Annotated in this window: 26 protein-coding genes; 6 read left to right on the forward strand and 20 right to left on the reverse strand. The window is 63.8% G+C overall.

The genetic code is table 11. The features are described from left to right. Nucleotides 1–121: 121 nt before the first annotated feature. Both ACIQYU_RS17025 and ACIQYU_RS17030 read right to left on the reverse strand, forming a co-directional pair. Nucleotides 122–787: a fumarylacetoacetate hydrolase family protein gene (locus tag ACIQYU_RS17025; protein ID WP_207838159.1), complete on the reverse strand. Its 666-nt coding sequence runs from the start codon at nt 785–787 to the stop codon at nt 122–124. Between the two features lie 25 nt (nt 788–812). Further along, the gene (locus tag ACIQYU_RS17030) at nt 813–2,210 is read right to left on the reverse strand and encodes an FAD-binding oxidoreductase (protein WP_402800925.1); all 1,398 of its coding nucleotides are present in this window, start codon (nt 2,208–2,210) and stop codon (nt 813–815) included. Between the two features lie 170 nt (nt 2,211–2,380). On the opposite strand from ACIQYU_RS17030, the gene serA reads away from it, so the two are divergent. Continuing rightward, nucleotides 2,381–3,610 carry a phosphoglycerate dehydrogenase gene (serA, locus tag ACIQYU_RS17035; RefSeq protein WP_207838165.1) on the forward strand — a complete coding sequence of 410 codons (1,230 nt, stop codon included), beginning with the start codon at nt 2,381–2,383 and terminating at the stop codon, nt 3,608–3,610. Between the two features lie 165 nt (nt 3,611–3,775). Here the strand turns inward: serA and ACIQYU_RS17040 are convergent, their stop codons facing one another. Next, nucleotides 3,776–4,252: a DUF4399 domain-containing protein gene (locus tag ACIQYU_RS17040; RefSeq protein ID WP_207838168.1), complete on the reverse strand. Its 477-nt coding sequence runs from the start codon at nt 4,250–4,252 to the stop codon at nt 3,776–3,778. A 224-nt stretch (nt 4,253–4,476) separates the two neighbouring features. On the opposite strand from ACIQYU_RS17040, the gene ACIQYU_RS17045 reads away from it, so the two are divergent. Then, nucleotides 4,477–4,965, forward strand: coding sequence for a transporter substrate-binding domain-containing protein (locus tag ACIQYU_RS17045; RefSeq protein WP_402800930.1), 489 nt, complete (start codon nt 4,477–4,479; stop codon nt 4,963–4,965). Between the two features lie 122 nt (nt 4,966–5,087). Here ACIQYU_RS17045 and ACIQYU_RS17050 read toward each other — a convergent pair whose 3' ends face one another. Beyond that, nucleotides 5,088–5,591, reverse strand: a complete 504-nt coding sequence (locus ACIQYU_RS17050; RefSeq protein WP_402800933.1) for a DUF523 domain-containing protein — start codon at nt 5,589–5,591, stop codon at nt 5,088–5,090. Next, nucleotides 5,578–6,210: a 2OG-Fe(II) oxygenase gene (locus ACIQYU_RS17055; RefSeq protein ID WP_207837517.1), complete on the reverse strand. Its 633-nt coding sequence runs from the start codon at nt 6,208–6,210 to the stop codon at nt 5,578–5,580. Before ACIQYU_RS17055 ends, ACIQYU_RS17050 begins: the two co-directional genes overlap by 14 nt. 113 nt (nt 6,211–6,323) lie before the next feature. On the opposite strand from ACIQYU_RS17055, the gene ACIQYU_RS17060 reads away from it, so the two are divergent. Continuing rightward, nucleotides 6,324–7,076, forward strand: coding sequence for a DUF2059 domain-containing protein (locus ACIQYU_RS17060; RefSeq protein ID WP_063912124.1), 753 nt, complete (start codon nt 6,324–6,326; stop codon nt 7,074–7,076). On the opposite strand, the gene ACIQYU_RS17065 is transcribed toward ACIQYU_RS17060, so the two are convergent. Next, a complete protein-coding gene (locus ACIQYU_RS17065) occupies nt 7,077–8,003 on the reverse strand; it encodes an alpha/beta hydrolase (RefSeq protein ID WP_207837508.1) in 927 nt (308 codons plus the stop codon). Between the two features lie 119 nt (nt 8,004–8,122). Here ACIQYU_RS17065 and ACIQYU_RS17070 point away from each other — a divergent pair, with 119 nt between their 5' ends. After that, the gene (locus ACIQYU_RS17070; RefSeq protein WP_402800937.1) at nt 8,123–8,692 is read left to right on the forward strand and encodes a DUF6436 domain-containing protein; all 570 of its coding nucleotides are present in this window, start codon (nt 8,123–8,125) and stop codon (nt 8,690–8,692) included. Here the strand turns inward: ACIQYU_RS17070 and ACIQYU_RS17075 are convergent. Continuing rightward, nucleotides 8,671–9,237, reverse strand: a complete 567-nt coding sequence (locus tag ACIQYU_RS17075) for a sugar O-acetyltransferase (protein WP_087499796.1) — start codon at nt 9,235–9,237, stop codon at nt 8,671–8,673. The two genes, ACIQYU_RS17070 and ACIQYU_RS17075, sit on opposite strands and share 22 nt — an antisense overlap. Before the next feature lie 86 nt (nt 9,238–9,323). Here ACIQYU_RS17075 and ACIQYU_RS17080 point away from each other — a divergent pair, with 86 nt between their 5' ends. Both ACIQYU_RS17080 and ACIQYU_RS17085 read left to right on the forward strand, forming a co-directional pair. Continuing rightward, entirely contained in the window at nt 9,324–11,687 is a 2,364-nt protein-coding gene (locus ACIQYU_RS17080) for a penicillin acylase family protein (protein ID WP_402800941.1), read from the forward strand. Nucleotides 11,688–11,750: 63 nt separating this feature from the next. Beyond that, a complete protein-coding gene (locus ACIQYU_RS17085) occupies nt 11,751–12,569 on the forward strand; it encodes an alpha/beta fold hydrolase (RefSeq protein ID WP_207837502.1) in 819 nt (272 codons plus the stop codon). A gap of 129 nt (nt 12,570–12,698) precedes the next feature. Here the strand turns inward: ACIQYU_RS17085 and ACIQYU_RS17090 are convergent, their stop codons facing one another. The 13 genes from ACIQYU_RS17090 to cysT all read right to left on the reverse strand — a co-directional run bounded on the left by ACIQYU_RS17090 (nt 12,699) and on the right by cysT (nt 23,590). Beyond that, nucleotides 12,699–13,571, reverse strand: coding sequence for a transporter substrate-binding domain-containing protein (locus tag ACIQYU_RS17090; RefSeq protein WP_207837500.1), 873 nt, complete (start codon nt 13,569–13,571; stop codon nt 12,699–12,701). Continuing rightward, nucleotides 13,568–14,341, reverse strand: a complete 774-nt coding sequence (locus ACIQYU_RS17095) for an amino acid ABC transporter ATP-binding protein (protein WP_207837498.1) — start codon at nt 14,339–14,341, stop codon at nt 13,568–13,570. The genes ACIQYU_RS17090 and ACIQYU_RS17095 overlap by 4 nt, the downstream gene beginning before the upstream one ends. Further along, entirely contained in the window at nt 14,338–14,997 is a 660-nt protein-coding gene (locus ACIQYU_RS17100; protein WP_233694047.1) for an amino acid ABC transporter permease, read from the reverse strand. Before ACIQYU_RS17100 ends, ACIQYU_RS17095 begins: the two co-directional genes overlap by 4 nt. Then, nucleotides 14,978–15,643 carry an amino acid ABC transporter permease gene (locus ACIQYU_RS17105; RefSeq protein ID WP_402800946.1) on the reverse strand — a complete coding sequence of 222 codons (666 nt, stop codon included), beginning with the start codon at nt 15,641–15,643 and terminating at the stop codon, nt 14,978–14,980. The genes ACIQYU_RS17100 and ACIQYU_RS17105 overlap by 20 nt, the downstream gene beginning before the upstream one ends. 276 nt (nt 15,644–15,919) lie before the next feature. Continuing rightward, on the reverse strand, nt 15,920–16,705 hold the full coding sequence (locus tag ACIQYU_RS17110) for a MetQ/NlpA family ABC transporter substrate-binding protein (protein ID WP_063912133.1): 786 nt from the start codon (nt 16,703–16,705) through the stop codon (nt 15,920–15,922). Nucleotides 16,706–16,880: 175 nt separating this feature from the next. Continuing rightward, nucleotides 16,881–17,711 (reverse strand): sigma 54-interacting transcriptional regulator, encoded by an 831-nt coding sequence (locus ACIQYU_RS17115; protein ID WP_207837492.1) that lies wholly within the window; start codon nt 17,709–17,711, stop codon nt 16,881–16,883. A 64-nt stretch (nt 17,712–17,775) separates the two neighbouring features. Next, nucleotides 17,776–18,357 carry an alpha/beta hydrolase gene (locus tag ACIQYU_RS17120; protein WP_207837490.1) on the reverse strand — a complete coding sequence of 194 codons (582 nt, stop codon included), beginning with the start codon at nt 18,355–18,357 and terminating at the stop codon, nt 17,776–17,778. 273 nt (nt 18,358–18,630) lie between these two features. Continuing rightward, nucleotides 18,631–19,032, reverse strand: coding sequence for a biopolymer transporter ExbD (locus tag ACIQYU_RS17125; RefSeq protein ID WP_063912136.1), 402 nt, complete (start codon nt 19,030–19,032; stop codon nt 18,631–18,633). Nucleotide 19,033: 1 nt separating this feature from the next. Beyond that, the gene (locus ACIQYU_RS17130; RefSeq protein ID WP_063912137.1) at nt 19,034–19,753 is read right to left on the reverse strand and encodes a MotA/TolQ/ExbB proton channel family protein; all 720 of its coding nucleotides are present in this window, start codon (nt 19,751–19,753) and stop codon (nt 19,034–19,036) included. A gap of 30 nt (nt 19,754–19,783) precedes the next feature. After that, the gene (locus ACIQYU_RS17135) at nt 19,784–20,575 is read right to left on the reverse strand and encodes an energy transducer TonB (RefSeq protein WP_333957325.1); all 792 of its coding nucleotides are present in this window, start codon (nt 20,573–20,575) and stop codon (nt 19,784–19,786) included. A 319-nt stretch (nt 20,576–20,894) separates the two neighbouring features. Beyond that, nucleotides 20,895–21,884 carry a sulfate/molybdate ABC transporter ATP-binding protein gene (locus ACIQYU_RS17140; RefSeq protein WP_013974693.1) on the reverse strand — a complete coding sequence of 330 codons (990 nt, stop codon included), beginning with the start codon at nt 21,882–21,884 and terminating at the stop codon, nt 20,895–20,897. 3 nt (nt 21,885–21,887) lie between these two features. Then, entirely contained in the window at nt 21,888–22,760 is an 873-nt protein-coding gene (gene cysW / locus ACIQYU_RS17145) for a sulfate ABC transporter permease subunit CysW (RefSeq protein WP_063912139.1), read from the reverse strand. A gap of 11 nt (nt 22,761–22,771) precedes the next feature. Beyond that, nucleotides 22,772–23,590, reverse strand: coding sequence for a sulfate ABC transporter permease subunit CysT (gene cysT, locus ACIQYU_RS17150; RefSeq protein WP_063912140.1), 819 nt, complete (start codon nt 23,588–23,590; stop codon nt 22,772–22,774). Nucleotides 23,591–23,749 lie beyond the last annotated feature (159 nt).

Below are 23,749 nucleotides of genomic sequence, written 5' to 3' on the forward strand. Positions count from 1 at the left end.
GGTAAACAGGTCTGCCCTCTTCGCGGGTGAACCCGCTCCCACAGGCATAGCGCCGCCCTTGAGAGTTGCGCAGTTCCTGTGGGAGCGGGTTTGCCCGCGAAGAAGGCGATACGGTTCCAGCTCAAAGCACCCGGCTTTCGAAGCGGCTCACACCCGGCAGCTCAAGCACCAGTTCGTCACCGACATGGAACGGCCCTACGCCAGCCGGAGTACCGGTGAGGATCACATCCCCCGCCTGCAGCGAGAAATGCGCAGCCATGTACTGGATCATCGGCACGATCGGGTTGAGCATCATCGCGCTGTTACCGTCCTGGCGCACCTCGCCGTTGACGGTCAGGCGCACCGGGATGTCGGTCACGTCCTCGAAGCTGGCGGCCGACACGAACGGCGGCAGTACGCAGGCGCCGTCAAAGCACTTGGCCAGCTCCCATGGCAGGCCCTTCTCTTTCAGCCTGGCCTGCACATCGCGCAGGGTCAGGTCCAGCGCCGGGGCATAACCGGAAATGGCGTCCAGCACCTCTTCCTCGCTCGGATGAGTCGACAGCGGCTTGCCCAGCAGCACGGCAATTTCGGCCTCATAGTGCACAGAGCCGCGCTCGGTCGGGATCTTGAAGCCACCTTCGGCCGGCACCACGCAACTGCCCGGCTTGATGAACAGCAATGGTTCGGTGGGGATCGGGTTGTCCAGTTCCTTGGCATGCTCGGCATAGTTACGGCCGATGCACACCACCTTGCCCAGCGGGAAGTGAATGCGCGTGCCGTCTACGTACTGGTGCTGGTAACTCATGGCCGACTCCTCTGGATACTGCTTTCTATTCAGGTGCGAAGATCTTACCCGGATTCATGATGCCGTTAGGGTCGAACACGGCCTTTATTGCCTTCATGCAGGCGATTTCTTCGGGCGAGCGGCTGTAGCCCAGGTAGTCGCGCTTGGTCATGCCCACGCCGTGCTCGGCCGAGATCGAGCCGTTGTAGCGTTTGACGATATCGAACACCCACTTGTTGACCTTGGTGCACGAGGCAAAGAACTCATCCTTGTTCATGTGCTCGGGCTTGAGGATGTTCAGGTGCAGGTTGCCGTCGCCAATGTGGCCGTACCACACCACTTCGTAATCCGGGTAATGTTCGGCGACGATGGCATCGATATCGCGCAGGAACTCCGGCACTTTCGACACGGTGACGGAAATGTCGTTCTTGTACGGGGTCCAGTGCGAGATGGTTTCCGACAGGTACTCGCGCAGTTTCCACAGATTTTTCAGCTGGGTCTCGCTCTGGCTCATCACCCCGTCCAGCACCCAGCCCTGCTCGACGCAGTGCTCGAAGGTGGCCAAGGCTTCGTTGGCCACCTCCTCGGTGCTGGCCTCGAACTCCAGCAGCGCATAGAACGGGCAGGCGGTCTCGAACGGTGCCGGCACGTCGCCGCGCGCCAGGATCCTGGCCAGGCCCTTGTCGGAGAAGAACTCGAAGGCGGTCAGGTCCAGCTTGGCCTGGAAGGCATGCAGCACCGGCATGATCGAATCGAAGTCCGGGGTGCCCAGCACCATCGCGGTGAGGTTGCGCGGTGCACGGTCCAGCCGCATGGTGGCCTCGACCACGAAGCCCAGGGTACCTTCGGCGCCGATGAACAGCTGGCGCAGGTCATAGCCGGTGGCGTTCTTGATCAGGTCCTTGTTCAGCTCCAGTAATTCACCCTTGCCGGTGACCACTTTCAGCCCGGCCACCCAGTTGCGGGTCATGCCGTAGCGAATTACCTTGATCCCGCCAGCATTGGTGCCAATATTGCCGCCAATCTGGCTGGAACCGCTGGAGGCGAAGTCCACCGGGTAATAAAGGCCCTGCTCTTCGGCACAGGCCTGCAGCTGGCGGGTAATCACCCCGGGCTGGCAGACCACGGTGCGGTCGAAGGCATTGAAGCCGAGAATCTGGTTCATGTAGTCGAAGGCGACCACCACTTCGCCATTGGCCGCCACGGCGCCTGCAGAAAGCCCGGTACGCCCACCAGACGGCACCAGCGCCACCTTGTGGGTATTGGCCCAGCGCACGATCGCCTGCACCTGCGCCACCGTTTTGGGAAACACGATGGCGCTGGGCGCCGGTGGGTAATGCTTGGTCCAGTCCTTGCCATAGGCTTCCAGGGAAGCTGCGTCGGTCAGGACCTTGCCAGGGTCGACAAGGGTCATCAGTTCATCAATAACAGCGAGGTGAGTCATCGCTGGAACTCTCGACTTATTCATAGTCACCCTGAGCACACTTCACCTGTCGGGATAAGCTCAGATTGTGTCGCGTATGCTAGCATAGCCCTCCCGCTGTTCATGCTAAGGCTGCCTTCGCGCCTGGCATCACCCTCGCCATTTTTTCTCCGGGATACAGGTTTACGCAGATGAGCAAGACTTCTCTCGACAAGAGCAAGATCCGGTTCCTTCTTCTTGAAGGTGTGCACCAGAACGCGGTCGATACCCTCAAGGCCGCCGGCTACACCAACATCGAATACCTCACTGGTTCGCTGCCGGAAGCCGAGCTGAAGGAAAAGATCGCCGATGCCCACTTCATCGGCATCCGTTCGCGCACCCAGCTGACCGAAGAGATCTTCGACTGCGCCAAGAAACTGGTCGCCGTCGGCTGCTTCTGCATCGGTACCAACCAGGTCGACCTGGAAGCTGCCCGCGAGCGCGGTATCGCCGTGTTCAACGCGCCCTACTCCAACACCCGTTCGGTAGCCGAACTGGTACTGGCCGAAGCCATCCTGCTGCTGCGCGGCATCCCTGAGAAGAACGCTTCCTGCCACCGTGGTGGCTGGATCAAGAGCGCGGCCAACTCGTTCGAGATCCGCGGCAAGAAACTGGGCATCGTCGGTTATGGTTCGATCGGTACCCAGCTGTCGGTATTGGCCGAAAGCCTGGGCATGCAGGTCTACTTCTTCGACCCACTGACCAAGCTGCCACTGGGCAACGCCGTACAAGTCACCAGCCTGCACGAGCTGCTGGGCCTGGCCGATATCGTTTCGCTGCACGTGCCTGAGTTGCCATCCACCCAGTGGATGATCGGCGAAAAGGAGATTCGTGCCATGAAGAAGGGCTCGATCCTGATCAACGCCGCCCGTGGCACCGTGGTCGAACTGGACCACCTGGCCGCCGCCATCAAGGACAAGCACCTGATCGGCGCCGCCATCGACGTGTTCCCGGTCGAGCCACGTTCCAACGACGAAGAGTTCGAAAGCCCGCTGCGCGGCCTGGACAACGTGATCCTGACCCCGCACATCGGTGGTTCCACCGCCGAAGCCCAGGCCAACATCGGCCTGGAAGTGGCCGAGAAGCTGGTCAAGTACAGCGACAACGGTACCTCGGTGTCCTCGGTCAACTTCCCGGAAGTTGCCCTGCCGGCACACCCAGGCAAGCACCGCCTGCTGCACATCCACGAAAACATCCCGGGCGTACTCAGCGAGATCAACAAGGTCTTCGCCGAGAACGGCATCAACATCTCCGGTCAGTTCCTGCAAACCAACGAGAAAGTCGGTTACGTGGTGATCGACGTTGACGCCGAGTACTCCGACCTGGCGCAAGAGAAGCTGCAACAGGTCAAGGGCACCATCCGTTCCCGCGTCCTGTTCTAAGTTCGCTGGCGACATGAAAAAGGGAGGCCCTGGTGGCCTCCCTTTTTTTGCCTGTGACATTGGTGTCGCCTGCTTCGCGGGTAAACCCGCTCCCACAGGATCACCACAAGCTTCAGACCTGTGGGATCCCTGTGAGAGCGGGTTTACCCGCGAAGAATCCAACACCTATTTCACGTCAACCGTGATCTTCTGCGACACGACGCTCGGCTTGAACGGCACGTGATACTGGTCACCCAGCACCAACTGCAGGGTGTGCTTGCCCGGGGTCAGGGTAATGCTGGTTTCGGTCTGCGCCTTGCCGAAGTGCAGCACCTGCGGGCCCGCCGGCAGCGCGGTGCCGCTCTGTGGCATCTGGCTGACTGGCAGCGCCATGTCGGCCATGGGTTCCTTGTCCACATCCACCAGCAGGTGGTGGTGCCCGGTGTGCGGGGTATTGTCACCCGCGGGCTTGAGCGCCATGCCCTCGATGCCGAACTTGACGGTGAAGGTCTGGTCGACCGTAGCGCCATCGGCGGGGGAAACGATGAAGACCTTGGCCTCCTTTGGCGGTTCCTGGCTCTTCAGGGCATCTGTGGCACTGGCGAACACCGACGCTCCCATCAACAGACCGGCAACGGCAGCACGCGAAAATAGGCTGTTCATTCACTTCTCCTGTGATTCACTTATTGACCGCCGCCAATATTCCAGTGGCGGCGGTGGTTCACCTTAGTTGATATGTGCGCCCAGATGTTCACATCGTCAGGCAGAAATATTTCAATCAAGGTTAAACAATGCCGAGGCTTCAAGGTCATAGGCTGCGCTCGACCACGGCGAGGAAAAAAGCCGTGGCGAAGGTTATTCATTTGCCAAAGAAGAAAGGGGCTTTCATGCGTTCGACCATAGGGGTATTGCTGGCGGTACTGATCACGCCATTGGCTCAGGCCGAGCTGATAGATGAAATCGCCGACCGGGGCGAACTGCGCATCGCCGTGCAGGCCGACAACTCACCGTACGCCTTCAAGGAAAATGACCACCTGACCGGTTTCGAGATCGAGTTCGGCCAGGACCTGGCCAGGGAGCTGGACCTGCGGGCCGAATTCATCGAAGCCCCTGCGACAGAGGTACTGCCCGGTGTCGAGAGTGGCAAGTACGACATCGCACTGACCCCGTCGAGCGAATCGCCCAAAGGTGACGGCCAGCTCGATGTAAGCCTGCCGTTTGGCGAGAAGCAGCTGGTGATCCCGTTCCAGAAGGACAACCCGGCGTTCGAGAGCGCGGTGAACAATGCACTGCAGCGGCTCAAGGACAGCGGGCGGACTGCCGAGCTTGAGCAGAAGTGGTTCAAGGGTGTGCCTGAAACTGCGTCCGGGCAGTAAGCGCTTTATTGCCTGTACTGGCCTCTTCGCGGGCTCGCCCGCTCCCACAGGTTAATCACAGGCCCGGGAGCGGGTGCTTTCCCTGTGGGAGCGGGTTCACCCGCGAAGAGGCCGGTACAGGCTTAAGCTGAAAGCCCAGCCAGCGCCTGCTGTGCCTCGTCCAGCTCCAGCTCGCTGAACACCAGCACCCCCGCCCGCCGCAGCAATGCCGTGGTCACCCCTTCCCCCGCCACCTTCACACCACTGAACGTGCCGTCATAGGTCAACCGGTTGCCACACGAAGGGCTACCCGCCTTCAGCACCGCCACGCGAATGCCGTGCCGGCGCACCAGCTCCAGCGCCCGTTGCGCCCCGGCCAGGAACTCGGCGCTGACATCCTCGCCCGTCACCGTCAGCACCTGCGCGCCACCGTCGAGCACCTCCCCCCCCTGCCCGCCCGGTATCTCTGCCGGCGGCCGTGGTGTCGGCAAGCCACCGGCCACTTCCGGGCACAACGGCACCACGCGCCCTTCGGCCTGCCAATGCTGCAAAAGGTCGGGGTGGCCACTGGCGCAGCCGTCATAGCGCACTGGCTGCCCCAGCAGGCAGGCGCTGACCAGCACCTTGGGCAGGTCAGAACAGGTCATTGCCACGGCGCCGGAACCACCCGGTCAACGAAAGCCGCTCACGCCCGGCCGGCAGCACCTCATGGGGCACCTCGCCCGACAGGAACACTACCAGGCAGCCAGCCACCGGCTCGACATCATGCTCGACACCGTCCGCCAGGAACATGCGCAACTGGCCACCGTCCTGCGGCTGCCAGTCTTCATTCAGGTACAGCACCGCCGACACCATGCGCCGGTCATCGTCACGGAAGCGGTCCAGATGCCGGCGATAGAATGCCCCCGGTGGGTACAGGGCAAAATGGCACTCGAAATCCTCCAGGCCGAGGAACAGGCCCCGGTTGATGGCCTGGCGCAGTTGGTCCATGGCGGCCAGGTACTGGTCGCAGGCCTCGGCCTGGCCGGGGTCGATCCACTGGATCTGGTCGCCGCGGATGGCCTCGCGTACCTCCTGGGCAGCACCGCGCCCAACCCCCGCAGGGTTGAGTTCGCCTTCGGCATCACGGCGCCGGCACTCGGCCGCCAGCGCGCGCACCAGGTCGGCAGGCAGAAACAGCGCCTGCTGGGACCAGCCATGGGTGGCCAGATCGTCGACGACGGCCGCAAGCATCGGGTGTTCAGGGGAGATGTGCATGGCGCGCATCATATCCATTAGCCATGCCGGCGCACAGCGCCACTTGGCCGAGAAGCACGCGGATATCTCGACAAACCGGCGCCCGGCCACGGACAATAGCCACCTGCCGACAGGAGTCCTGAATGCGCCGTCTGTTTTCCCTGATTCTGCTGATGATCTGCACCGTGCCTGTCTGGGCAGACAACCTGGATCAACTGTACAAGGCCGCCGGCTGGCCCGACCAGCGCGCCCATTTCAACGATGCCCTGACCGCCGCCCAGGAACGCTACCGCAACAGTTTGCCACCCGCCGTGTACCAGGCGCTGGTCAACAACAGCAACCAGCGTTTCCAGGCCCAGGCGGTGGACCGGCGTGCCCAGGCGCAGCTGCGCGCAACCTTGGCCAACCCGGCACCGGCGCTGGCCTTTTTCCGCTCGCCGCTGGGCCGCAAGGTGGTAGCCGCCGAGCTCAAGGCCACACGCAAGGATGAACTGGCCAGGAATGCCAAGGGCCTGCCGAAAATCCAGGCCAGCGACGACCGCCTGCTGATCATCGGCCACCTGGCCCAGGCTCTGCCGGCGCGCGAAGCCGGCGCCGAAGTGAGCCTGGCCATCGCTGGCGTGGCGGCCGATAGCCTCAGCTCGATGATCCCCGGCCTGTTCGGCAGCGGCCAGGCCCAGGGCCTGCTCGACGGCCAGCGCCAACGCCTGATGAACCAGATCGGCGAAGACCTCAACAACACCTTGCTGTATGTCTACCGTGACCTGTCCGATGCCGAGCTGGAAGAGTTCGCCACCTTTGCCGAGTCGCCAGATGGCAAGGCTTACTACCAGGCCGCCCTGGCCGCAGTGCGCGCAGGCCTGGCGGTTGGCCAGAGCACCAACGACCTGAAGTGATCAGCCCAGGCGCTGGTCGATGAAGTCGAAGTAGCGCTGGCGAATGCCCGGTAGCTCGTTGGCCAGGTGGTGACGGGCCTCAGGCAGCATCAATATCTGTGGCTCGGCGAACTTGGCCTTGAGTACTTCAAGGTTGTACGGCCAGTCCACTGTGCCATCCGCCTCTCCTTGCACGATCAACGGCCGCCGCGTACTGCGCGGCGCGGCCTCGATGCGCTTGACCCAGGCAATCAAGGCGCCCACCCAGGCCGTTGGCAGGCGGCGCGGTTGCAGCGGGTCGGCTTCCAGAAACGGCAGAAAGGCCGGGTCATTGGTGTTCTCGCTGAAACGCCGTTCGATGCCGTTCACGAAGTGACGCAGCACGCGATAGCTCAGCTTCGACCAGCGCCAGGCACAGGGCCGCACCAGCGGTGCCAACAGGATGACCTGGCCATCGATGGGGCTGCGCGCGCCCTGGTTCAACAGGTGGTCCACGGCGATGGCGCCACCGGTGCTTTGCCCGCACAGGTGCCAGGGGCGCGGCAGTTGCAGCGTGCGCGCCTGTTCGAACAATGCCTCCAGCACCTGCTGGTACACCGCGAAATCACTGATGCTGGCCCGCTCGCCGCTGGACAGACCGTGGCCGGGCAGGTCGCAGCTGATCACGGCGAAACCCTGTTTGAGCGCCCAATCGATCACATGCCGGTAGAGGCCCATATGGTCGTAATAGCCGTGCAGCAGGAACAGCGTCGCGGTCGGCTGTTCGGGTAGCCAGACCTGCCCGACCAGGTCGAACCCGGCAGCCTGAAAGCCACCCAGCCAGCTATGTGCCGGCAGGTTCAGGCCATAGAAGCGCTGGTAGTCCTGCGCCTGCGCCGACAACGGCTGGCGAGCGGTCAGCGGCGCCAGGCTGGTGCGCAGGAGGTCAGGGTGAAAGGCAGCGGGCATCGGGTACATCCACAGTGAAGCAAGTATTGATCTGGGATATTCAGCTCTGGCTGGCGTCGTGGCAAGCTTGCTCACCTTCGAACCACCAGCACCGCTCCTACAGGGACCGCGGAAACTTCATGAAGACTCGGCTCATCAAACCGCTGTGCACGGCAATCACCCTTCTGGTCGGCGTGACCATCCTCTGGCAGGCCTACACCACCTTCCAGGCCCGCTACCTGCGACCGTTCGACAACCAGGCGACGCTGTTCGATGGTAGCCAGCTGCGACTGCCCACCGAACTGGCTGGCCCCGGCCCGATCCGGGTAGTGCATTTCTGGGACCCGGCCTGCCCGTGCAACGTCGGCAACCAGCAGCACCTGGGCGACCTGGTCAGCCAGTTCGCCAGCCAGGGCGTGATCTTCCACGTGCTGCAAAAGCCCGGCAGCCACGGCCAACTGCCCGCCAACCTCACCGCCCTCAAGCCACTCACCGGCCTGCCCGGCAGCGAACACCTGCCCGCCTCCCCGGCGGTGGCTATCTGGGACCGGCAAGGCCACCTCGCCTACTTCGGCCCCTACAGTGAAGGCGCGGTGTGCAACGCCAGCAACAGCTTCATCGAACCGATCCTCAAGGCGCTGCTCGACGGCCGCCAGGTGAGCGCCTCCAATACCCTGGCGGTGGGCTGCTACTGCTCTTGGGCCGGCTGACGCACCCGAGCCGGGTTGCCCACGACTACCGCGCCCGCCGGCACGTCACGGGTGACCACGCTACCGGCACCCACCACGGCGTTGTCACCGATGGTCACCCCCGGCAGGATGATCGCCGCGCCGCCGATCCACACGTTGTTGCCGATGGTCACCGGCCGACCGCTCTCCAGCCCGGTGCGGCGCACCTCGGGGTCGAGCGGGTGGTCGGCGGTATAGATCTGCACGTTGGGGCCGATCTGGCAGTCGTCACCGATTCGCACCGGCAGCACGTCGAGGATCACGCAGCTGAAATTCATGAAGGTATTGCGGCCGACGCTGATGTTGTAGCCATAGTCGCAATAGAACGGCGGGCGGATCACCGCGCCTTCACCGACCTGGCCAAAGTGCTCTAGCAGCAGCCCGTGACGTGCGTCGTTGAGCAACTCGACACTGCTGTTGTAGCGGTGCATCCAGTGCTTGTTGGCGATCTGCTCGGCCTGCAGCTCGGGGCAGCCAGCGTGATAGAGCTGGCCTGTAAGCATTTTCTGTTTTTCGCTAAGGGACATGGAAACTCCTTCCTGGGGCTATGCTCTGTTCGCGAATCCGCCGATCATCGGACCACATTTTTCGCTTGAACGCACAAGGAGCCTGCATGAAGCGCAGCCTGACCCTGTTGGCCGTGGTAGTTGCCGTGGCCGCCGGCGCCGGATACTGGTATGTGCAGGGCAAGCTGCCACAACGCGAGGGCGAGGTGGCCATCGCCGGCCTGCAGGCCCCGGTCAGCGTGCGCTACGACGCCCGCGGCGTACCGCACCTGCAGGCGCAGAGCGAACCGGACCTGTACCGTGCCCTCGGTTACGTGCATGCCCAGGACCGGCTGTTCCAGATGGAGATCCTGCGCCGCCTTGCCCGGGGCGAGCTGGCCGAGGTGCTGGGTGACAAGCTGCTGCCCACCGACACCCTGTTCCGCAGCCTGCGCATTCGCGAGCAGGCAGCACTGATGGCCAAGCGTCAGGACCGGCAAGCGCCCGCCTGGCAAGCCCTGCAGGCCTACCTTGAGGGTGTGAACAGCTGGCAGGCCAGCCACCCCAAGCCCATGGAGTTCGACCTGCTGGGCATCACTGCGCGCCCGTTCAGCGCCGAAGACACCCTGAGCATCGCCGGCTACCTGGCCTACAGCTTTGCCGCCGCGTTTCGCACCGAGCCCGCGCTGACCTACATTCGCGACCAGTTGGGCCCCGAGTACCTGAACATCTTCGATCTCGCCTGGCAGCCCGAGGGCGCCTTGGGTACACCGCTGGCCGCTGCCGACTGGCAAAGCCTGGAAGCCCTCGCCCGCCTCAGCCATGAAGCACTGGGTGAGGCGGGCATCCCGCAATTCGAGGGCAGTAACGCCTGGGCCGTGGCCGGTAGCCGTACCCGCAGTGGCAAGCCACTGCTGGCCGGCGACCCGCACATCGGTTTCGCGGTGCCGGCGGTGTGGTACGAGGCCGAGCTGTCGGCGCCCGGTTTCAACCTGTATGGCTACTTCCAGGCGCTCAACCCGTTCGCCCTGCTCGGCCACAACCGCGACTTTGGCTGGAGCCTGACCATGTTCCAGAACGACGACGTCGACCTGATCGCCGAACGCACCAACCCGGCCGACGCCAACCAGGTGATGGTCGATGGCAAATGGCAGGCGTTGGAGAAGACCGAGCAGCAGATCGCCGTCAAAGGCGAAGCACCGGTCACCCTCAGCCTGCGCCGCTCGCCCCACGGCCCGATCGTCAACGACGTGCTGGGCGCCACCGCCGGGCCCACGCCTATCGCCATGTGGTGGGCGTTCCTGGAAACCGAAAACCCGATTCTCGACGGTTTCTACCAGCTCAACCGCGCCAATACCCTGGGCAAGATGCGCGAGGCCGCGGCCAAGGTGCATGCGCCGGGGCTTAACCTGGTCTGGGCCAATGCCCGTGGCGATATCGGCTGGTGGGCGGCGGCGCAGTTGCCGATCCGCCCCGACGGCGTCGATCCCGCGTTCATCCTCGACGGTGGCAGTGCGCAGGCCGACAAGCTCGGCTTCTATCCATTCAGCGTCAACCCGCAACAGGAGAACCCGGCGCGCGGCTACATTGTCTCGGCCAACTACCAGCCGCCGGCGGTGGTGCCGGTACCGGGCTATTACAACCTGCCGGACCGTGGCCGCCAGCTCGACCGCCACCTGGCCGACCCCGAGGTGAAGTGGGACACCCAAAACAGCCAGGCGCTGCAACTGGACACTGCCAGCGACCATGGCCCGCGCACCCTTGCACCACTGCTGGCAACGCTACGTGCAGTGGCCGAAGGTGACGAAGAGAAAGAGCTGGTCGAGCAACTGGCAGCCTGGGGCGGCGACTACCCGCTCGACTCTACCAGCGCCACACTGTTCAACCAGTTCCTCTACGAACTGGCATTCGCGGCCCTGCATGACGAACTGGGCGACACCTGGTTCCCGGTGCTGATCAGCACCCGCGCCATCGACGCCGCCCTGCCGCGCCTGGCGGCGGATGCCGATTCGCCCTGGTGGAGCACTCGCGGAGGCAACCAGCGCACCGACCGTACCGCCGTGGTACGCACGGCGTGGCAGAACAGCTTGAAGCACCTGCGGGAGACTGTGGGCAGTGACCCGGCCAGCTGGCAGTGGGGCAAGGCGCATACCCTGACCCACAACCACCCGCTGGGGGTCAAAAAGCCGCTGAACCTGCTGTTCAACGTCGGCCCGTTCGCTGCACCGGGCACCCATGAAGTGCCGAACAACCTCTCGGCGAAAATCGGCCCGGCGCCATGGCCGGTGACCTATGGGCCGTCGACTCGGCGGCTGGTCGACTTTGCCGATGCCGGGCAGGCGCTGACCAGCAACCCAGTCGGCCAGAGTGGTGTGCCGTTCGACAGGCATTTTGCGGATCAGGCCGAAGGGTATGTGCAGGGGCAGTACCAGAAGGCGCAGATGGGGGTGATTCCGGCGCAGAGTACCTTGCGTCTGGTGCCAGTACCGTAGGGCTGCAAAGCGGCCCTCGACAATTTCGAATACCCTACAGCACTCCCGGCCGAGACCCATTCCATGCAAAGACACTTCATCGAAATCGACGGCGCCCGCATGAGCTACATCGACCAGGGCCAGGGTTTCCCGGTCCTGCTCGGCCACAGCTACCTGTGGTCCGCCGAGATGTGGCAGCCACAAATCGAGGCCTTGTCAGCACACTTCCGCGTCATCGTCCCCGAACTGTGGGGCCACGGCGGCTCCGATGCTCCGCCTGCCACGACCATCGACATGAGCGCCCTGGCCCGCCAGCATCTGGCACTGCTGGACGCCCTGGACATTGGCAAATGCCATTTGGTCGGCCTGTCGGTCGGCGGCATGTGGGGCGCGCAACTGGCCCTGGAACACCCCGAGCGGGTAGACCGCCTGGTGCTGATGGACACTTACCTCGGCGCCGAGCCGGAGGCGACCCGGCTCAAGTACTTCGGCCTGCTCGACGCCGCCAGTGCTGCGGGGCTGTTCCCGGAGCCATTGTTGGATATCGTCGTGCCGATCTTCTTCCATGCAGGCGGGCAGACTGTGCCGGAAGTGCGCGAAGGCTTCCGCGCAGCATTGAAGGCGAACAGCGCCGAGGTGATTCGGCACAGTCTCGATCCGATGGGGCGGGTGATCTTTGGCCGGCCAGACCTGTTGTCACGGCTGGGAGAACTGGCCAGTGAGCGGACCATCGTTGTCTGTGGCGACCAGGACATCCCACGGCCGCCGGAAGAGTCCAATGAAATGGCACGGATCATTGGCTGCCTGGCGGCGCAGATTCCGTTTGCGGGGCATATCTCCAGCCTGGAGAACCCGCGGGTGGTGAATGAATTCCTGTTGAACTGGCTGCCGCGCAACCAGTGATATTGCCGGGGCTGCCTTGCAGCCCTTGTGGGAGCGGGTTCACCCGCGAAGCAGGCAACTCGGTGTATGGCACCGGCTTTGCCGGTGTTCGCGGGTGAACCCGCCCCCCCAACGGCCCCATTTACCCGACTAACCCTGCCACTTGCCCCCTTCCACAATCACGCTTTCCGGCTTGGTGTCATCGCTCAGTTCCTTGCGTACATACTGGTCATACAGCTTCAGCAGAAACTTCTCCTCCCCCAGCTTGGCCAGCTCGGCATTCACCCAGTCACGCAGCTCGGTGTTGCCCTTCTTCACCGCCGGTGCAATCGGGGCTTCTTCACCCAGCAGCTCAGGCAGCACGCGGTAGCCCGGGTTCTGCTTGGCCCAGCTGAACAGAATCAGGTTGTCCTGTGCATAGGCATCGCCACGGCCGGTGGCCAGCGCTTGCAGCGACTCGCTGTTCTTCTCGAACTTGAGCAGTTTCCAGTCCGGGTGGTTCTTGGTCAGCCAGATATCAGCGGTAGTGCCGGTGGTGACGATGATGGTCTTGTCGGCCAGGTCGTCGAGCTTCTGCACCGGGCTGCCATCCGCGACGATGGCCTGCACGGCAACGCGCAGGTTGGGATTGGTGAAGTCCACCGCTTCCTTGCGCTCCGGGGTCACGGTCATGTTGGCGAGGATCAGGTCGACCTTGTCGCTCTGCAGGAACGGGATACGGCTGGCCGGCTCCACGGCAACGAACTCGACCTTGTTTTCATCGCCCAGCAGGTCCTTGGCCAGGCGCCGGCCAATGTCGGTGTCAAAGCCCACGTAGCGGCCCTTTTCATCGACGAAACCGAACGGTGGCTTGTCGGTGAACACCCCGACGATCAGCTTGTCACGGGCCTTGATGGTTTCCAGGTAGCTGGTGGACGGCGAGGCCGCCGCGGGCTTGGGTGGTTCTTCAGCCTTGTTGCAGCCGGCCAGCAGGGCCAGGCCGAACAGCGGCACCAGCAGTTTGGTGAGGTTGGCAGTTTTCATGACAGTTCCTTGTGCAGTGTCTTCGGCAGGCTTTCTACGAAGGAGAATTTCTCCAGGAACTGCTGCGCGCGTGCGGTCCGCGGTCGGGTGAAGAAGCTCTCGGGGTCACCCTGTTCAAGGACCCTGCCGGCCTCCATGAACACGATGCGGTCGGCCACCGCGCGAGCGAAGGCCATTTCGTGGGTAACGATGAGCAAGGTCATACCGTCGCGGGCCAGGCCCTGGATCACCTGCAGCACCTCCTTGACCATTTCCGGGTCGAGGGCCGCGGTAACCTCGTCGAACAGCATCACCTCGGGGTTCATGCACAGCGAGCGCACGATGGCGATGCGCTGTTGCTGGCCCCCGGACAACTGCCGGGGAAAGGCGTCGCGCTTGTCCAGCAGGCCGACCCGCGCCAACAGCGCCTCGGCCTGGGCCTGCGCTTCGGCGCGCTCGCGCTTTTGCACCTTGAGCGGGCCAAGCAGCAGGTTGTCGATCACGCTCATGTGGCCGAACAGGTGATAGCTCTGGAACACCATGCCGACCCGCTGGCGGATTTCGCGCCAATCGGTGCGCGGATCGAGCAGCTCCTGCCCGGCCAGGCGCAAGTGGCCGCCGTGGGCCTGCTCCAGGCCGTTGAGGCAGCGCAGCAGCGTGCTTTTGCCACAGCCGCTGGGGCCGAGAATGACCACCACCTCGCCGGCCGCCACCTGGAGGTCGACGTCCTTGAGCACCTGGTGCTCGCCAAAGAACTTGTTGAAACCCTGGAATTCGATCAATGCGCTCATGAGTGGGCCCAGCGGCGTTCCAGCACGCGTGAAGCGGCGGACAGCGGATAACAGACGATGAAGAAGAACAGGAACAAGGCACCGTAGATCAGCACCGACTCGTAGGTGCGTTCGATGATCTGCTGGCCGGCCTTGATCACCTCGACCACGCCGATCAGCACCGCCAGCGAGCTGGTCTTGATGATTCGCGTGTAGATGTTGATGGTCGGCGGGGTCATGCGCTTGAGCGCCTGTGGCAACAGCACGTAGCCATACAGCTGCCAGCCGGCCAGGCCGATCGACAGCCCCGCCTCGCGCTGGCCGCGCGGCAGCGAACGCAGTGCGCCTCGCACCACCTCACCCACCTCGCTGGCGCCCCACAGGCCCAGCACCAGCACCGCGCACCAGAAGCTGGGGATGCTCAGGGCAAAGAAGATCGGCAGGCCGAAGAACACCAGGTACAGCCAGACCAGCACCGGGATGGCACGGAACAGTTCCAGGTACACCTGCAAGGCGATATTCAGGGCCCGGTTGCCCAAGGTTGCCAACACACCATAAAGCACACCGCCCAGCGTCGCGAAGAGGATGCCCAGCGCGGAGATGGCCAAGGTCTGCGCCGCACCGCCTGCCAGCTGCGGCAACGCCTGCAACAGCAGTTCAGACGCCGAACTGGGCATGTTGCAACCTCCTTTCGACATGGCGCAGCAGCAACGACAGCGGCAGGAACAGCAGCACGCAGAGCAGGGTCAGCACGGTGAGCATTTCATAGGTCTTGTAGTACAGCGCGATGTAGTTCTTGGTGGTGTAGAGGATTTCCGGCACGGCCACCGCCGACACCACGGTGGTTTCCTTGAGCAGGAAGATAAAGTTGGCGAACAGCGCCGGCAGGCTGAGGATGCCGGCCTGCGGCAGCACCACGTGGCGCAGCAGCTGGCCTTCGGACAGGCCGATGGAGCGCCCGGACTCCAGCTGGGCACGGGGCACGGCCTCGATGCCGGCGCGCAGCACTTCGGTCAGGTAGGCACCGCCCATGAAAGTCATGGTGATGATTGCCGCGGCAAAGCCGGAAATCTTCAGGCCCAGGCTGGGCAAGGCGAAGTAGACGAAGAACAGCTGGATCAGCAGCGGCGTGTTGCGCGCCAGCTCCACGTAGGCTTTTACCAGGCGCCACAGGTACGGGGTGCGCAATACCAGCAGTGTGGCGTTGACCAGGGCGACCAGCAGCGAGGTGACGATGGCGATCAGGCCGACCTGCAGGGTCATGCCCACTGCCTTGAGGAAGGCGGGCAGCGTGCTGAGGATGAATGCGGTGTCGAGGGTCATGGGTAAAGCAGGTCTGCAGGGTGCGCGTGGGCACGATAGATAGACTCTAATGATCTAAAAACTTTTTAGTAAATACCTTTATAGAATATTCATATCACCGAGACGTCACGCAGTACCCTGTGGGAGCGGGCGCGCCCGCGAACACCGGCGTAGCCGGTGCCATCCACCGCGTCGCCTGCTTCGCGGGCGCGCCCGCTCCCACAGGGTACTGCGCCCACAAGCAAAAACGCCGACACGTGGTGTCGGCGTTGGGTCATGCAAGGTAATGTAAGCGCATCAGAACGCCGGCAGCACCGCACCCTGGTACTTCTTGGCGATGAATTCCTTCACTTGCGGGCTGGTCAGGGCCTTGGCCAGTTTCTGGATGGCTTCGCTATCCTTGTTGTCCGGGCGGGCGACCAGGAAGTTCACGTATGGCGAGTCGCTGCCTTCGATCACCAGCGCGTCCTTGGCCGGGTTCAGGCCGGCTTCCAGAGCGTAGTTGGTGTTGATCATGTCCAGGTCGACCTGGTCCAGCACACGCGGCAGCATGGCCGACTCAAGCTCGCGGAACTTCAGCTTCTTCGGGTTCTCGGCGATGTCCTTGGGGGTGGCCAGGGCGTTCTTCGGATCCTTCAGGGTGATCAGGCCAGCCTTCTGCAACAACAGCAGGGCGCGGCCGCTGTTGCTGCCCTCGTTAGGGATGGCAACGGTGGCGCCTTCCTTCAGTTCGCTCAGGCTCTTGACCTTCTTCGAGTAACCACCGAAGGGTTCGACGTGCACGCCGATCACGGTATCCAGGTGGGTGCCCTTGCCTTCGTTGAAGTTCTGCAGGTACGGCAGGGTCTGGAAGTAGTTGGCGTCCAGGCGCTTCTGGTCAACCTGCACGTTCGGCTGCACGTAGTCGGTGAAGACCTTGATCTGCAGGTCCACACCTTCCTTGGCCAGGGTCGGCTTGATCAGCTCGAGGATTTCGGCGTGCGGTACCGGGGTGGCGGCAACTACCAGTTTCTCGGCGGCGGCAGCCAGGCCGGCGAACGACAGGGCAGCGGCCAGGGCAGTGGTCAGCAGGGTCTTCTTCATGGTGGTCCTTGTTCTGGTTCTGGGCCATCGACGATGGCGAATCGGGTGCCCAACCGGTTCACCAGCGGGCGTGAGGCGGACAATACCTAGATTTTTTATTCCGTAACAATATCTTTTATTTAGCTGCTTATTCCAAAAACAGACTGCCATCAGCCACGTTGCTTATGAGCCATGTCTAGCGCGCGGGGTCGGGCAGGTCGAGGTCCTCGGCCAGGATCTCTTCGCCGTCATTCACCAGCAAGGCGAAGTGGATGACGTTCTCCAGTTCACGGGTGTTGCCGGGCCAGGGGTGCGCCTCCAGAACCTGCTGCGCCGCCTCGCTCACCAGCGGCACAGGCCGCTGCAGGCGCACGCTGTAGATGCCCACGAAGTACTCGGCCAACGGCAGGATATCGCCCGGCCGCTCGCGCAGCGGCGGCAGTTCCAGCGCCCCCTCGCGCAGGTACTGGTACAGGCGCTCGTTGAAACGCCCCGCACGCACCACCCGCGCCAGGTCGATACTGGTGGCGGCCACCAGGCGCACGTCCACTGGTTGCGGCTGTTGCGCGCCCACCCGGGTTACCTCGCGGTTTTCCAGGGCGGCCAGCAGCTTGCCCTGGATGGCCAGCGGCAAGTCGGCGATTTCGTCCAGGTACAACGTGCCGCCGTTTGCCGAGCCGAACCAGCCGGCACGGCTGCTGGCTGTACCGCCCTGGCTGCCGGCGCTGTAGCCGAACAGCTCGGCATCGGCATAGGTAGGGCTGATGCCTGCGCAGTTGACCGACACGAACAGCCCGCTGCGGTCGCTGGCCCGGTGGATCTGCCGGGCCAGCAGTTCCTTGCCGGTGCCGGTTTCGCCACGGATCAGCACCGGCAGGGGTTGCGGCGCCAGCTGCTCCAGCTCTGCGCGCAACTGCTGCGAACGCGGGTCGATGAACACCAGCGCCTTGGCGCGGATGCTCAACGGGCTCTTGTCCAGCTCGGGGAAGGTCAGCAAGGGCTGGCCAAAGGGGTTTTGAAAAGTCATGACGAACTCCCGCCCCAGGCCTGCAGTGGCCGGGCGTCAGGCAAACGGTAAACAGTAAGGGCGATCAGGCGCGGCGCAGTGCGCGCTGCTCGACCCGGCTTTGCAAGCGATACAGGTAGGCGAAGCCTTGTTCCCAGCGCTCATGGCCGGACTTGACGTTGATATGCCCGGCGTTGGTCAGCAGCCCTGCTTCGGCGCCCCATACCTGGGCCAGGTACAGCGCCCTTGGCACGCTCACGGCCGGGTCGTTGTCGGAGCTGACCACCTGGCTTGGGAACGGCAGTGCCTCGGTCGGGATCGGCGCGAAGTTGCGCAGGGCTGGCGCGCAGGTCGGCCGCTCTACATCAGCGGGTGCCACCAGTAGCGCGCCGCGTACACGCCGCAGCAGGGCCGGGCTGGCTTGCGCGGCCCAATGAGCGACGGTGATGCAACCCAGGCTGTGGGCGATCAGAATCACCGGCGAGCGCTCGGCGGCAATCGCCTGCTCCAGCGCTTGCACCCAGTCCCGGCGTTGCGGGGTCAGCCAGTCGTGCTGCTCGACCCGGGCACTGTTGGGCAGGGTGCGCTGCCAGTGACTCTGCCAATGGTTGTCTGGCGATCCTTGCCAGCCCGGCACAATCAGGTAGCGAATCGACTCATTGCGCATGGGGACGCCTCCAGTGAGTTTGCGTGCTTGGAGACAAGTATAGAGAGGGAGTTATATCAGTAAAGGAATAAGAAGCTATTTGTTAATAACCAAAATTCAATCCCTGTGGGAGCGGGTTTACCCGCGAATGCGTCGGTGACGCCTACATCGCATTCGCGGGTAAACCCGCTCCCACAGGGGGCATCGATATCAATGAAATCCAGGCAAAAAAAGGGGCCATCCCCTGCCAAGAGATATGGCCCCTAAGCACTTGCCTGAAGAGAAGTGGCAGGTTTAGCGCGCGGTAATCACCGCCAGCTTGCTGATCCCGGCACGTTCGATAGCCGCCATGGCCCGCGCCACTTCGCCGTAGTTCACGCCGTCATCGGCCTGCAGCTGTACACGCACGTCCGCGTCCTTGTCCTTGGCAGCCTTGAGGCTGGTTTCCAGCAGGTCGGGCTGGATCTCGTCCTTGTTGATGAACAACTTGCCGCCACCATCGATGCTGACCACCAGCGGGTCCTTCTGCTCCACCGGGGCCACGGCCTCGGTCTTGGGCAGGTTGATGGGGATGGCATTGGTCAGCAGCGGCGCGGTGACGATGAACACCACCAGCAGCACCAGCATGACGTCCACCAACGGCGTGACGTTGATTTCACTGAGGACTTCGTCGCTATCCTGGGTCGAAAAGGCCATGTCAGGACGCCTCCTTCACCGGCTGGGTGAAGCCGGCCTGGGGCCTGTGCACCGCCGGGTGCACCAGCACGCGGAAGGCACTCTTCTGCGCCAGGCTGTAGAAGTCGTGGGCGAAGTCATCGAGGTCGGCGGCGGTGAGCTTGAGGCGGCGCAGGAAGTAGTTGTAGACCAGCACCGCCGGCACCGCGACGGCGATACCCACGCCGGTGGCCACCAGTGCCGCGCCAATCGGCCCGGCCACGGTTTCCAGGCTGGCGGAGCCGGCCGCGCTGATGCCCTTGAGCGCTTCCATGATGCCCCACACGGTGCCGAACAGGCCGATGAAGGGCGAGGTGCTGCCGATACTGGCGACCACCGCCAGGCCGGTTTCCAGCGAGCGGCGCTCACGCACGATCTGCTGGCGCAGGGCACGCTCCAGGCGGTCCTGGTGGTTGATGGCGTGGCTCAGGTCGTTGGCCTGGCTGTCACCGACGGCGATGGCAGCGTAACCGGCCTGGGCAACGCGTGCGGCCGGGCCAGGCAGTTCGTGGCTGGGCTCGGCAGCCGAGTCCAGGCTCGAGGCGGCCCAGAATTGCTGGTGGAAGCGCTTGTCCTGATGCTTCAGCCGCACGAACTGCACGACCTTGACCAGGGCCAGGCCCCAGGTGACGACAGAAAAACCGACCAGCAGCCAGATGACTGCGCTTTCAACGGATTCGAGGGGGGATGCCAGCAGGCTCATGATGATGTCTTCCTGTGTTCTGCGAGAAAGTTAGCGAAGCTTGAAATCGATCGGTACGCTGACCCAGCCGGTCTGGGCCACGTCGCCCTGCTTGGCAGGCACGAAGCTCCAGCGCTTGACCGCGGCCAGTGCGGCAGCGTCGAGGGCATCGCGGCCGCTGCTCTTCTGGATCTGGATCTGCCCGGGCTTGCCGCTGGGCAGCACCTCGACGCGCAGCAGTACGGTGCCTTCCCAACCGCGCCGCTGAGCCATCTGCGGGTACTCCGGCGCCGGGTTCTTCAGGTACGCCGCGTTGGCCGAGGCCGGGGTGACCGGGGCCGGCGCGGGTGGCGCTGGCGGTGCCGGAGCGGCCACAGGGGCTGGCGGCGGTGCCTCGACCGGCTTGGGCTGTGGCTTGGGCTGTTGCTTGACCACCGGCTTGGGTACGGGTTTTGGCTTGGGTTTGGGCTTGGCGGCCAGTTCGTCGACCACAGGCGGCGGTGGCGGCTGGACCACCGGCGGTGCCGGAGCTGGTGGCGGTGGCTCGACTACAGGCGGCGCCGGCGCGGCGAACTCGATGGTCATGGGCGGTACTTGCGGTGGCACCACCGGCAGCTCGGGCGTTGGTGCCTGGCTGACCCAGTACGCTGCAGCGCCATGCAGGGCCAGCACCAGCAGGCTCAACACCAGCTTGTCGCGGCGCTTGAGCCCACTGACGGGCGTGCGTTGCAGGCGCAGCTGGCCAAGCGGAAGGCGAAGCGTGCGTCCAAGGTCGACCAGGTCGCCCGGGGCCGGGCGCCATGGCTGGTCGTAGGCCCTGACGGCCGACTGGACATTACCCATTGATCAAACTCCTGGGGTCTCGATTCAGGTGTGTGGCTGAATCATCGCGGTCAGGGGCTTATCTCTTAAAGTAATGTTTAAAATTATAGTTAGAACTTTACTGAATATACACTTTGGCGAGTTTTCTCAATGCCGCGAGTTTCGCGGGATGTAGCAGAGCGAGCCATGAATCATGCTTTGCACGCATTCAAAATATTCGCGCAAGGCATGAGATTGCCGCGAGGGCTGCGCCGGCGATGGGCTGCAAAGCAGCCCCGACAATCTCCCAGGCAATAAAAAACCCGGGACCAACCCCGGGCTTTTCATCATCAAAGGCGACTCAGATATCCGCCACCTTCTGCCAAACCTTCGGCCGGAAGAACAACGTCTCCCCTCGCGCCAACCCGGTCAGGCTGTCATGGTCCTTGACCACCTCGGCCTCGATCAGCTCGCTCTGCCCTTCCACCTTCAAGGTTACCCGCGTGGTCGCACCCAACGGGCGGATATCGCGCACCTCGGCCGCATGGTGCCCTTCGGTCTCGTGCCGCGACAGCGACACTTCGTGCGGGCGGAACAGCACATGATGCCCTTCGCTCAGGGCCAGGCGATTGGAGTCACCGAGGAAGTGGTAGACGAAATCGTTGGCCGGGTGCTCGTACACCTCGCCCGGCGAGCCGATCTGCTCGATCACGCCCTTGTTCATCACCACGATGCGGTCAGCCACCTCCATGGCCTCTTCCTGGTCGTGGGTGACGAACACCGACGTCAGGTTGATGTCCTCGTGCAGGCGCGCCAGCCAGCGGCGCAGCTCCTTGCGCACCTTGGCATCCAGCGCACCGAACGGCTCGTCCAGCAGCAGCACCTTGGGTTCCACCGCCAGGGCGCGGGCCAGGGCGATACGCTGGCGCTGGCCACCGGACAACTGCTCGGGGTAGCGGTCGGACAGCCAGTCCAGTTGCACCATGTTCAGCAGTTCATGCACCTTCTCGGCAATCTTGCTCTCGCTCGGGCGCTCGCCCTTGGGCTTCATGCGCAGGCCGAAGGCAACGTTGTCGAACACACTCATGTGGCGGAACAACGCGTAGTGCTGGAACACGAAACCGACGTTGCGGTCGCGCACGTCATGGCCGGACACGTCCTCGCCATGGAACACGATATTGCCCTGGTCCGGGGTTTCCAGGCCGGCGATGATGCGCAGCAGGGTAGTCTTGCCGCAGCCGGACGGGCCAAGCAGGGCCACCAGCTCGCCGCTGTTGATGTCCAGGTTGATGTTGTCCAGGGCCTGGAAGCTGTTGAAGCGCTTGCTGACGTTACGAACTTCGATCGACATGAATCATTCCTCCGCGGCGCTGTGGCGCAGGCGGTTAATACGGTTCTCGCTCCACTGCTTGAGCAGCAGGATGAAGAGCGCCAGGATCAGCAACAGGCTGGCCACGCTGAAGGCCGCGACGTGGTTGTACTCGTTGTAGAGGATCTCCACGTGCAGCGGCAAGGTGTTGGTCACGCCGCGGATGTGGCCCGACACCACCGACACCGCGCCAAACTCGCCCATGGCCCGCGCGGTGCACAGCACCACGCCGTAGATCAGGCCCCATTTGATGTTCGGCAGGGTCACGTGCCAGAACATCTGCCAGCCATTGGCGCCGAGCAGGCGCGCGGCCTCCTCTTCCTGCGTGCCCTGCTCCTGCATCAGCGGGATCAGCTCACGGGCCACGAACGGCACGGTGACGAAGATGGTGGCCAGGACGATGCCCGGCAGGGCGAACACGATCTGGATATCGTGGTCCTGCAACCACGGCCCGAACAGGCCTTGCGCGCCGAACATCAGCACGTAGACCAGGCCGGCGATCACCGGCGATACCGAGAACGGCAGGTCGATCAGGGTGACCAGGATGCTCTTGCCACGGAAGGTGTACTTGCTCACGCACCAGGCGGCGCTGACGCCGAACACCAGGTTCAGCGGCACCGAAATGACCACGGCCAGCAGGGTCAGCTTCAGCGCCGACAACGCGTCAGGCTCGAAGATCGCCTCGAAGAAGGTGCCAAAGCCGTTCTTCAGCGCCTGCGACACCACGATTACCAGCGGCAGCAGCAGGAACAGCGCGAACACCAGCCAGCCAAGGCCGATCAGGATGCGCCGCGATGTGGCGCTGCCCCGGCGGGCGGCATTGGCGGCGGCGGTTGCATTCAGGGATGTACTGGACATGCCGGCCTCCTTCAAGGGGTTTCGATACGGCGCTGCAGCAGGTTGATCAGCAGCAGCAGGATGAAGGAAACCACCAGCATCAGCACGCCGATGGCGGTCGCGCCGGTGTAGTCGTACTGGTCGAGCTTGACCATGATCAGCAGTGGCAGGATCTCGGTCTTCATCGGCATGTTGCCGGCAATGAAGATCACCGAACCATACTCGCCCACGCCGCGGGCGAAGGCCAGGGCAAAGCCTGTCAGCCAGGCAGGCAGCAGCGCTGGCGCCAGCACGTGGCGAAACACCTGCAGCGGCTTGGCGCCCAGGCAGGCGGCGGCCTCCTCCACTTCACGCGGAATGTCGGCCAGTACCGGCTGCACCGTCCGCACCACGAACGGCAGGGTGACGAAGGTCAGCGCCAGGGTGATACCCAGCGGGGTGTAGGCGATCTTGAAGCCCAGGTCGGTGGCGAACTGGCCGACCCAGCCCGAGGGCGCATACAGGGCGGTCAGGGCGATACCGGCTACGGCCGTGGGCAGGGCGAACGGCAGGTCGATCATCGCATCGATGATCTTGCGCCCGGGGAAGGTGTAGCGCACCAGCACCCAGGCCAGCAGGGTACCGATCACACCGTTGATGACGGCGGCGAACAGGGCGGTGCCGAAACTCAGCTTGAGCGCGGCGATCACCCGCGGCGCACTGATGACGTTCCAGAACTGCTCCCAGGTAAGCTGCGCGGCATGCACGAACATGGCGGCCAGCGGTATCAGCACGATCAGGCTGAGGTACACCAATGTGTAGCCCAGCGTCAGCCCGAAGCCGGGTATGACGGGGGAAATGCGGCGTGACATAAATATCCCTGGTTGAACGCACGAAGCCCGGAATCAATCCCGGGCCGGTGCAGGCTTCTGAATCTTGGGGCTGCTTTGCAGCCCAATCGCGACGCAAGGCCGCTCCCACAGGAGATTGCGGTTCCTTGTGGGAGCGGCCTTGCGTCGCGAATGGGCCGC

This window comes from Pseudomonas sp. NPDC096925, assembly GCF_044762545.1.
GTDB lineage: Bacteria > Pseudomonadota > Gammaproteobacteria > Pseudomonadales > Pseudomonadaceae > Aquipseudomonas.

Coding starts and splice junctions, on each gene's coding strand:
- ACIQYU_RS17025 (WP_207838159.1), bottom strand. CDS start 787: ATGAGTTACCAGCACCAGTACGTAGACGGCACGCGCATTCACTTCCCG.
- ACIQYU_RS17030 (WP_402800925.1), bottom strand. CDS start 2,210: ATGACTCACCTCGCTGTTATTGATGAACTGATGACCCTTGTCGACCCT.
- serA (WP_207838165.1), top strand. CDS start 2,381: ATGAGCAAGACTTCTCTCGACAAGAGCAAGATCCGGTTCCTTCTTCTT.
- ACIQYU_RS17040 (WP_207838168.1), bottom strand. CDS start 4,252: ATGAACAGCCTATTTTCGCGTGCTGCCGTTGCCGGTCTGTTGATGGGA.
- ACIQYU_RS17045 (WP_402800930.1), top strand. CDS start 4,477: ATGCGTTCGACCATAGGGGTATTGCTGGCGGTACTGATCACGCCATTG.
- ACIQYU_RS17050 (WP_402800933.1), bottom strand. CDS start 5,591: ATGACCTGTTCTGACCTGCCCAAGGTGCTGGTCAGCGCCTGCCTGCTG.
- ACIQYU_RS17055 (WP_207837517.1), bottom strand. CDS start 6,210: ATGCGCGCCATGCACATCTCCCCTGAACACCCGATGCTTGCGGCCGTC.
- ACIQYU_RS17060 (WP_063912124.1), top strand. CDS start 6,324: ATGCGCCGTCTGTTTTCCCTGATTCTGCTGATGATCTGCACCGTGCCT.
- ACIQYU_RS17065 (WP_207837508.1), bottom strand. CDS start 8,003: ATGCCCGCTGCCTTTCACCCTGACCTCCTGCGCACCAGCCTGGCGCCG.
- ACIQYU_RS17070 (WP_402800937.1), top strand. CDS start 8,123: ATGAAGACTCGGCTCATCAAACCGCTGTGCACGGCAATCACCCTTCTG.
- ACIQYU_RS17075 (WP_087499796.1), bottom strand. CDS start 9,237: ATGTCCCTTAGCGAAAAACAGAAAATGCTTACAGGCCAGCTCTATCAC.
- ACIQYU_RS17080 (WP_402800941.1), top strand. CDS start 9,324: ATGAAGCGCAGCCTGACCCTGTTGGCCGTGGTAGTTGCCGTGGCCGCC.
- ACIQYU_RS17085 (WP_207837502.1), top strand. CDS start 11,751: ATGCAAAGACACTTCATCGAAATCGACGGCGCCCGCATGAGCTACATC.
- ACIQYU_RS17090 (WP_207837500.1), bottom strand. CDS start 13,571: ATGAAAACTGCCAACCTCACCAAACTGCTGGTGCCGCTGTTCGGCCTG.
- ACIQYU_RS17095 (WP_207837498.1), bottom strand. CDS start 14,341: ATGAGCGCATTGATCGAATTCCAGGGTTTCAACAAGTTCTTTGGCGAG.
- ACIQYU_RS17100 (WP_233694047.1), bottom strand. CDS start 14,997: ATGCCCAGTTCGGCGTCTGAACTGCTGTTGCAGGCGTTGCCGCAGCTG.
- ACIQYU_RS17105 (WP_402800946.1), bottom strand. CDS start 15,643: ATGACCCTCGACACCGCATTCATCCTCAGCACGCTGCCCGCCTTCCTC.
- ACIQYU_RS17110 (WP_063912133.1), bottom strand. CDS start 16,705: ATGAAGAAGACCCTGCTGACCACTGCCCTGGCCGCTGCCCTGTCGTTC.
- ACIQYU_RS17115 (WP_207837492.1), bottom strand. CDS start 17,711: ATGACTTTTCAAAACCCCTTTGGCCAGCCCTTGCTGACCTTCCCCGAG.
- ACIQYU_RS17120 (WP_207837490.1), bottom strand. CDS start 18,357: ATGCGCAATGAGTCGATTCGCTACCTGATTGTGCCGGGCTGGCAAGGA.
- ACIQYU_RS17125 (WP_063912136.1), bottom strand. CDS start 19,032: ATGGCCTTTTCGACCCAGGATAGCGACGAAGTCCTCAGTGAAATCAAC.
- ACIQYU_RS17130 (WP_063912137.1), bottom strand. CDS start 19,753: ATGAGCCTGCTGGCATCCCCCCTCGAATCCGTTGAAAGCGCAGTCATC.
- ACIQYU_RS17135 (WP_333957325.1), bottom strand. CDS start 20,575: ATGGGTAATGTCCAGTCGGCCGTCAGGGCCTACGACCAGCCATGGCGC.
- ACIQYU_RS17140 (WP_013974693.1), bottom strand. CDS start 21,884: ATGTCGATCGAAGTTCGTAACGTCAGCAAGCGCTTCAACAGCTTCCAG.
- cysW (WP_063912139.1), bottom strand. CDS start 22,760: ATGTCCAGTACATCCCTGAATGCAACCGCCGCCGCCAATGCCGCCCGC.
- cysT (WP_063912140.1), bottom strand. CDS start 23,590: ATGTCACGCCGCATTTCCCCCGTCATACCCGGCTTCGGGCTGACGCTG.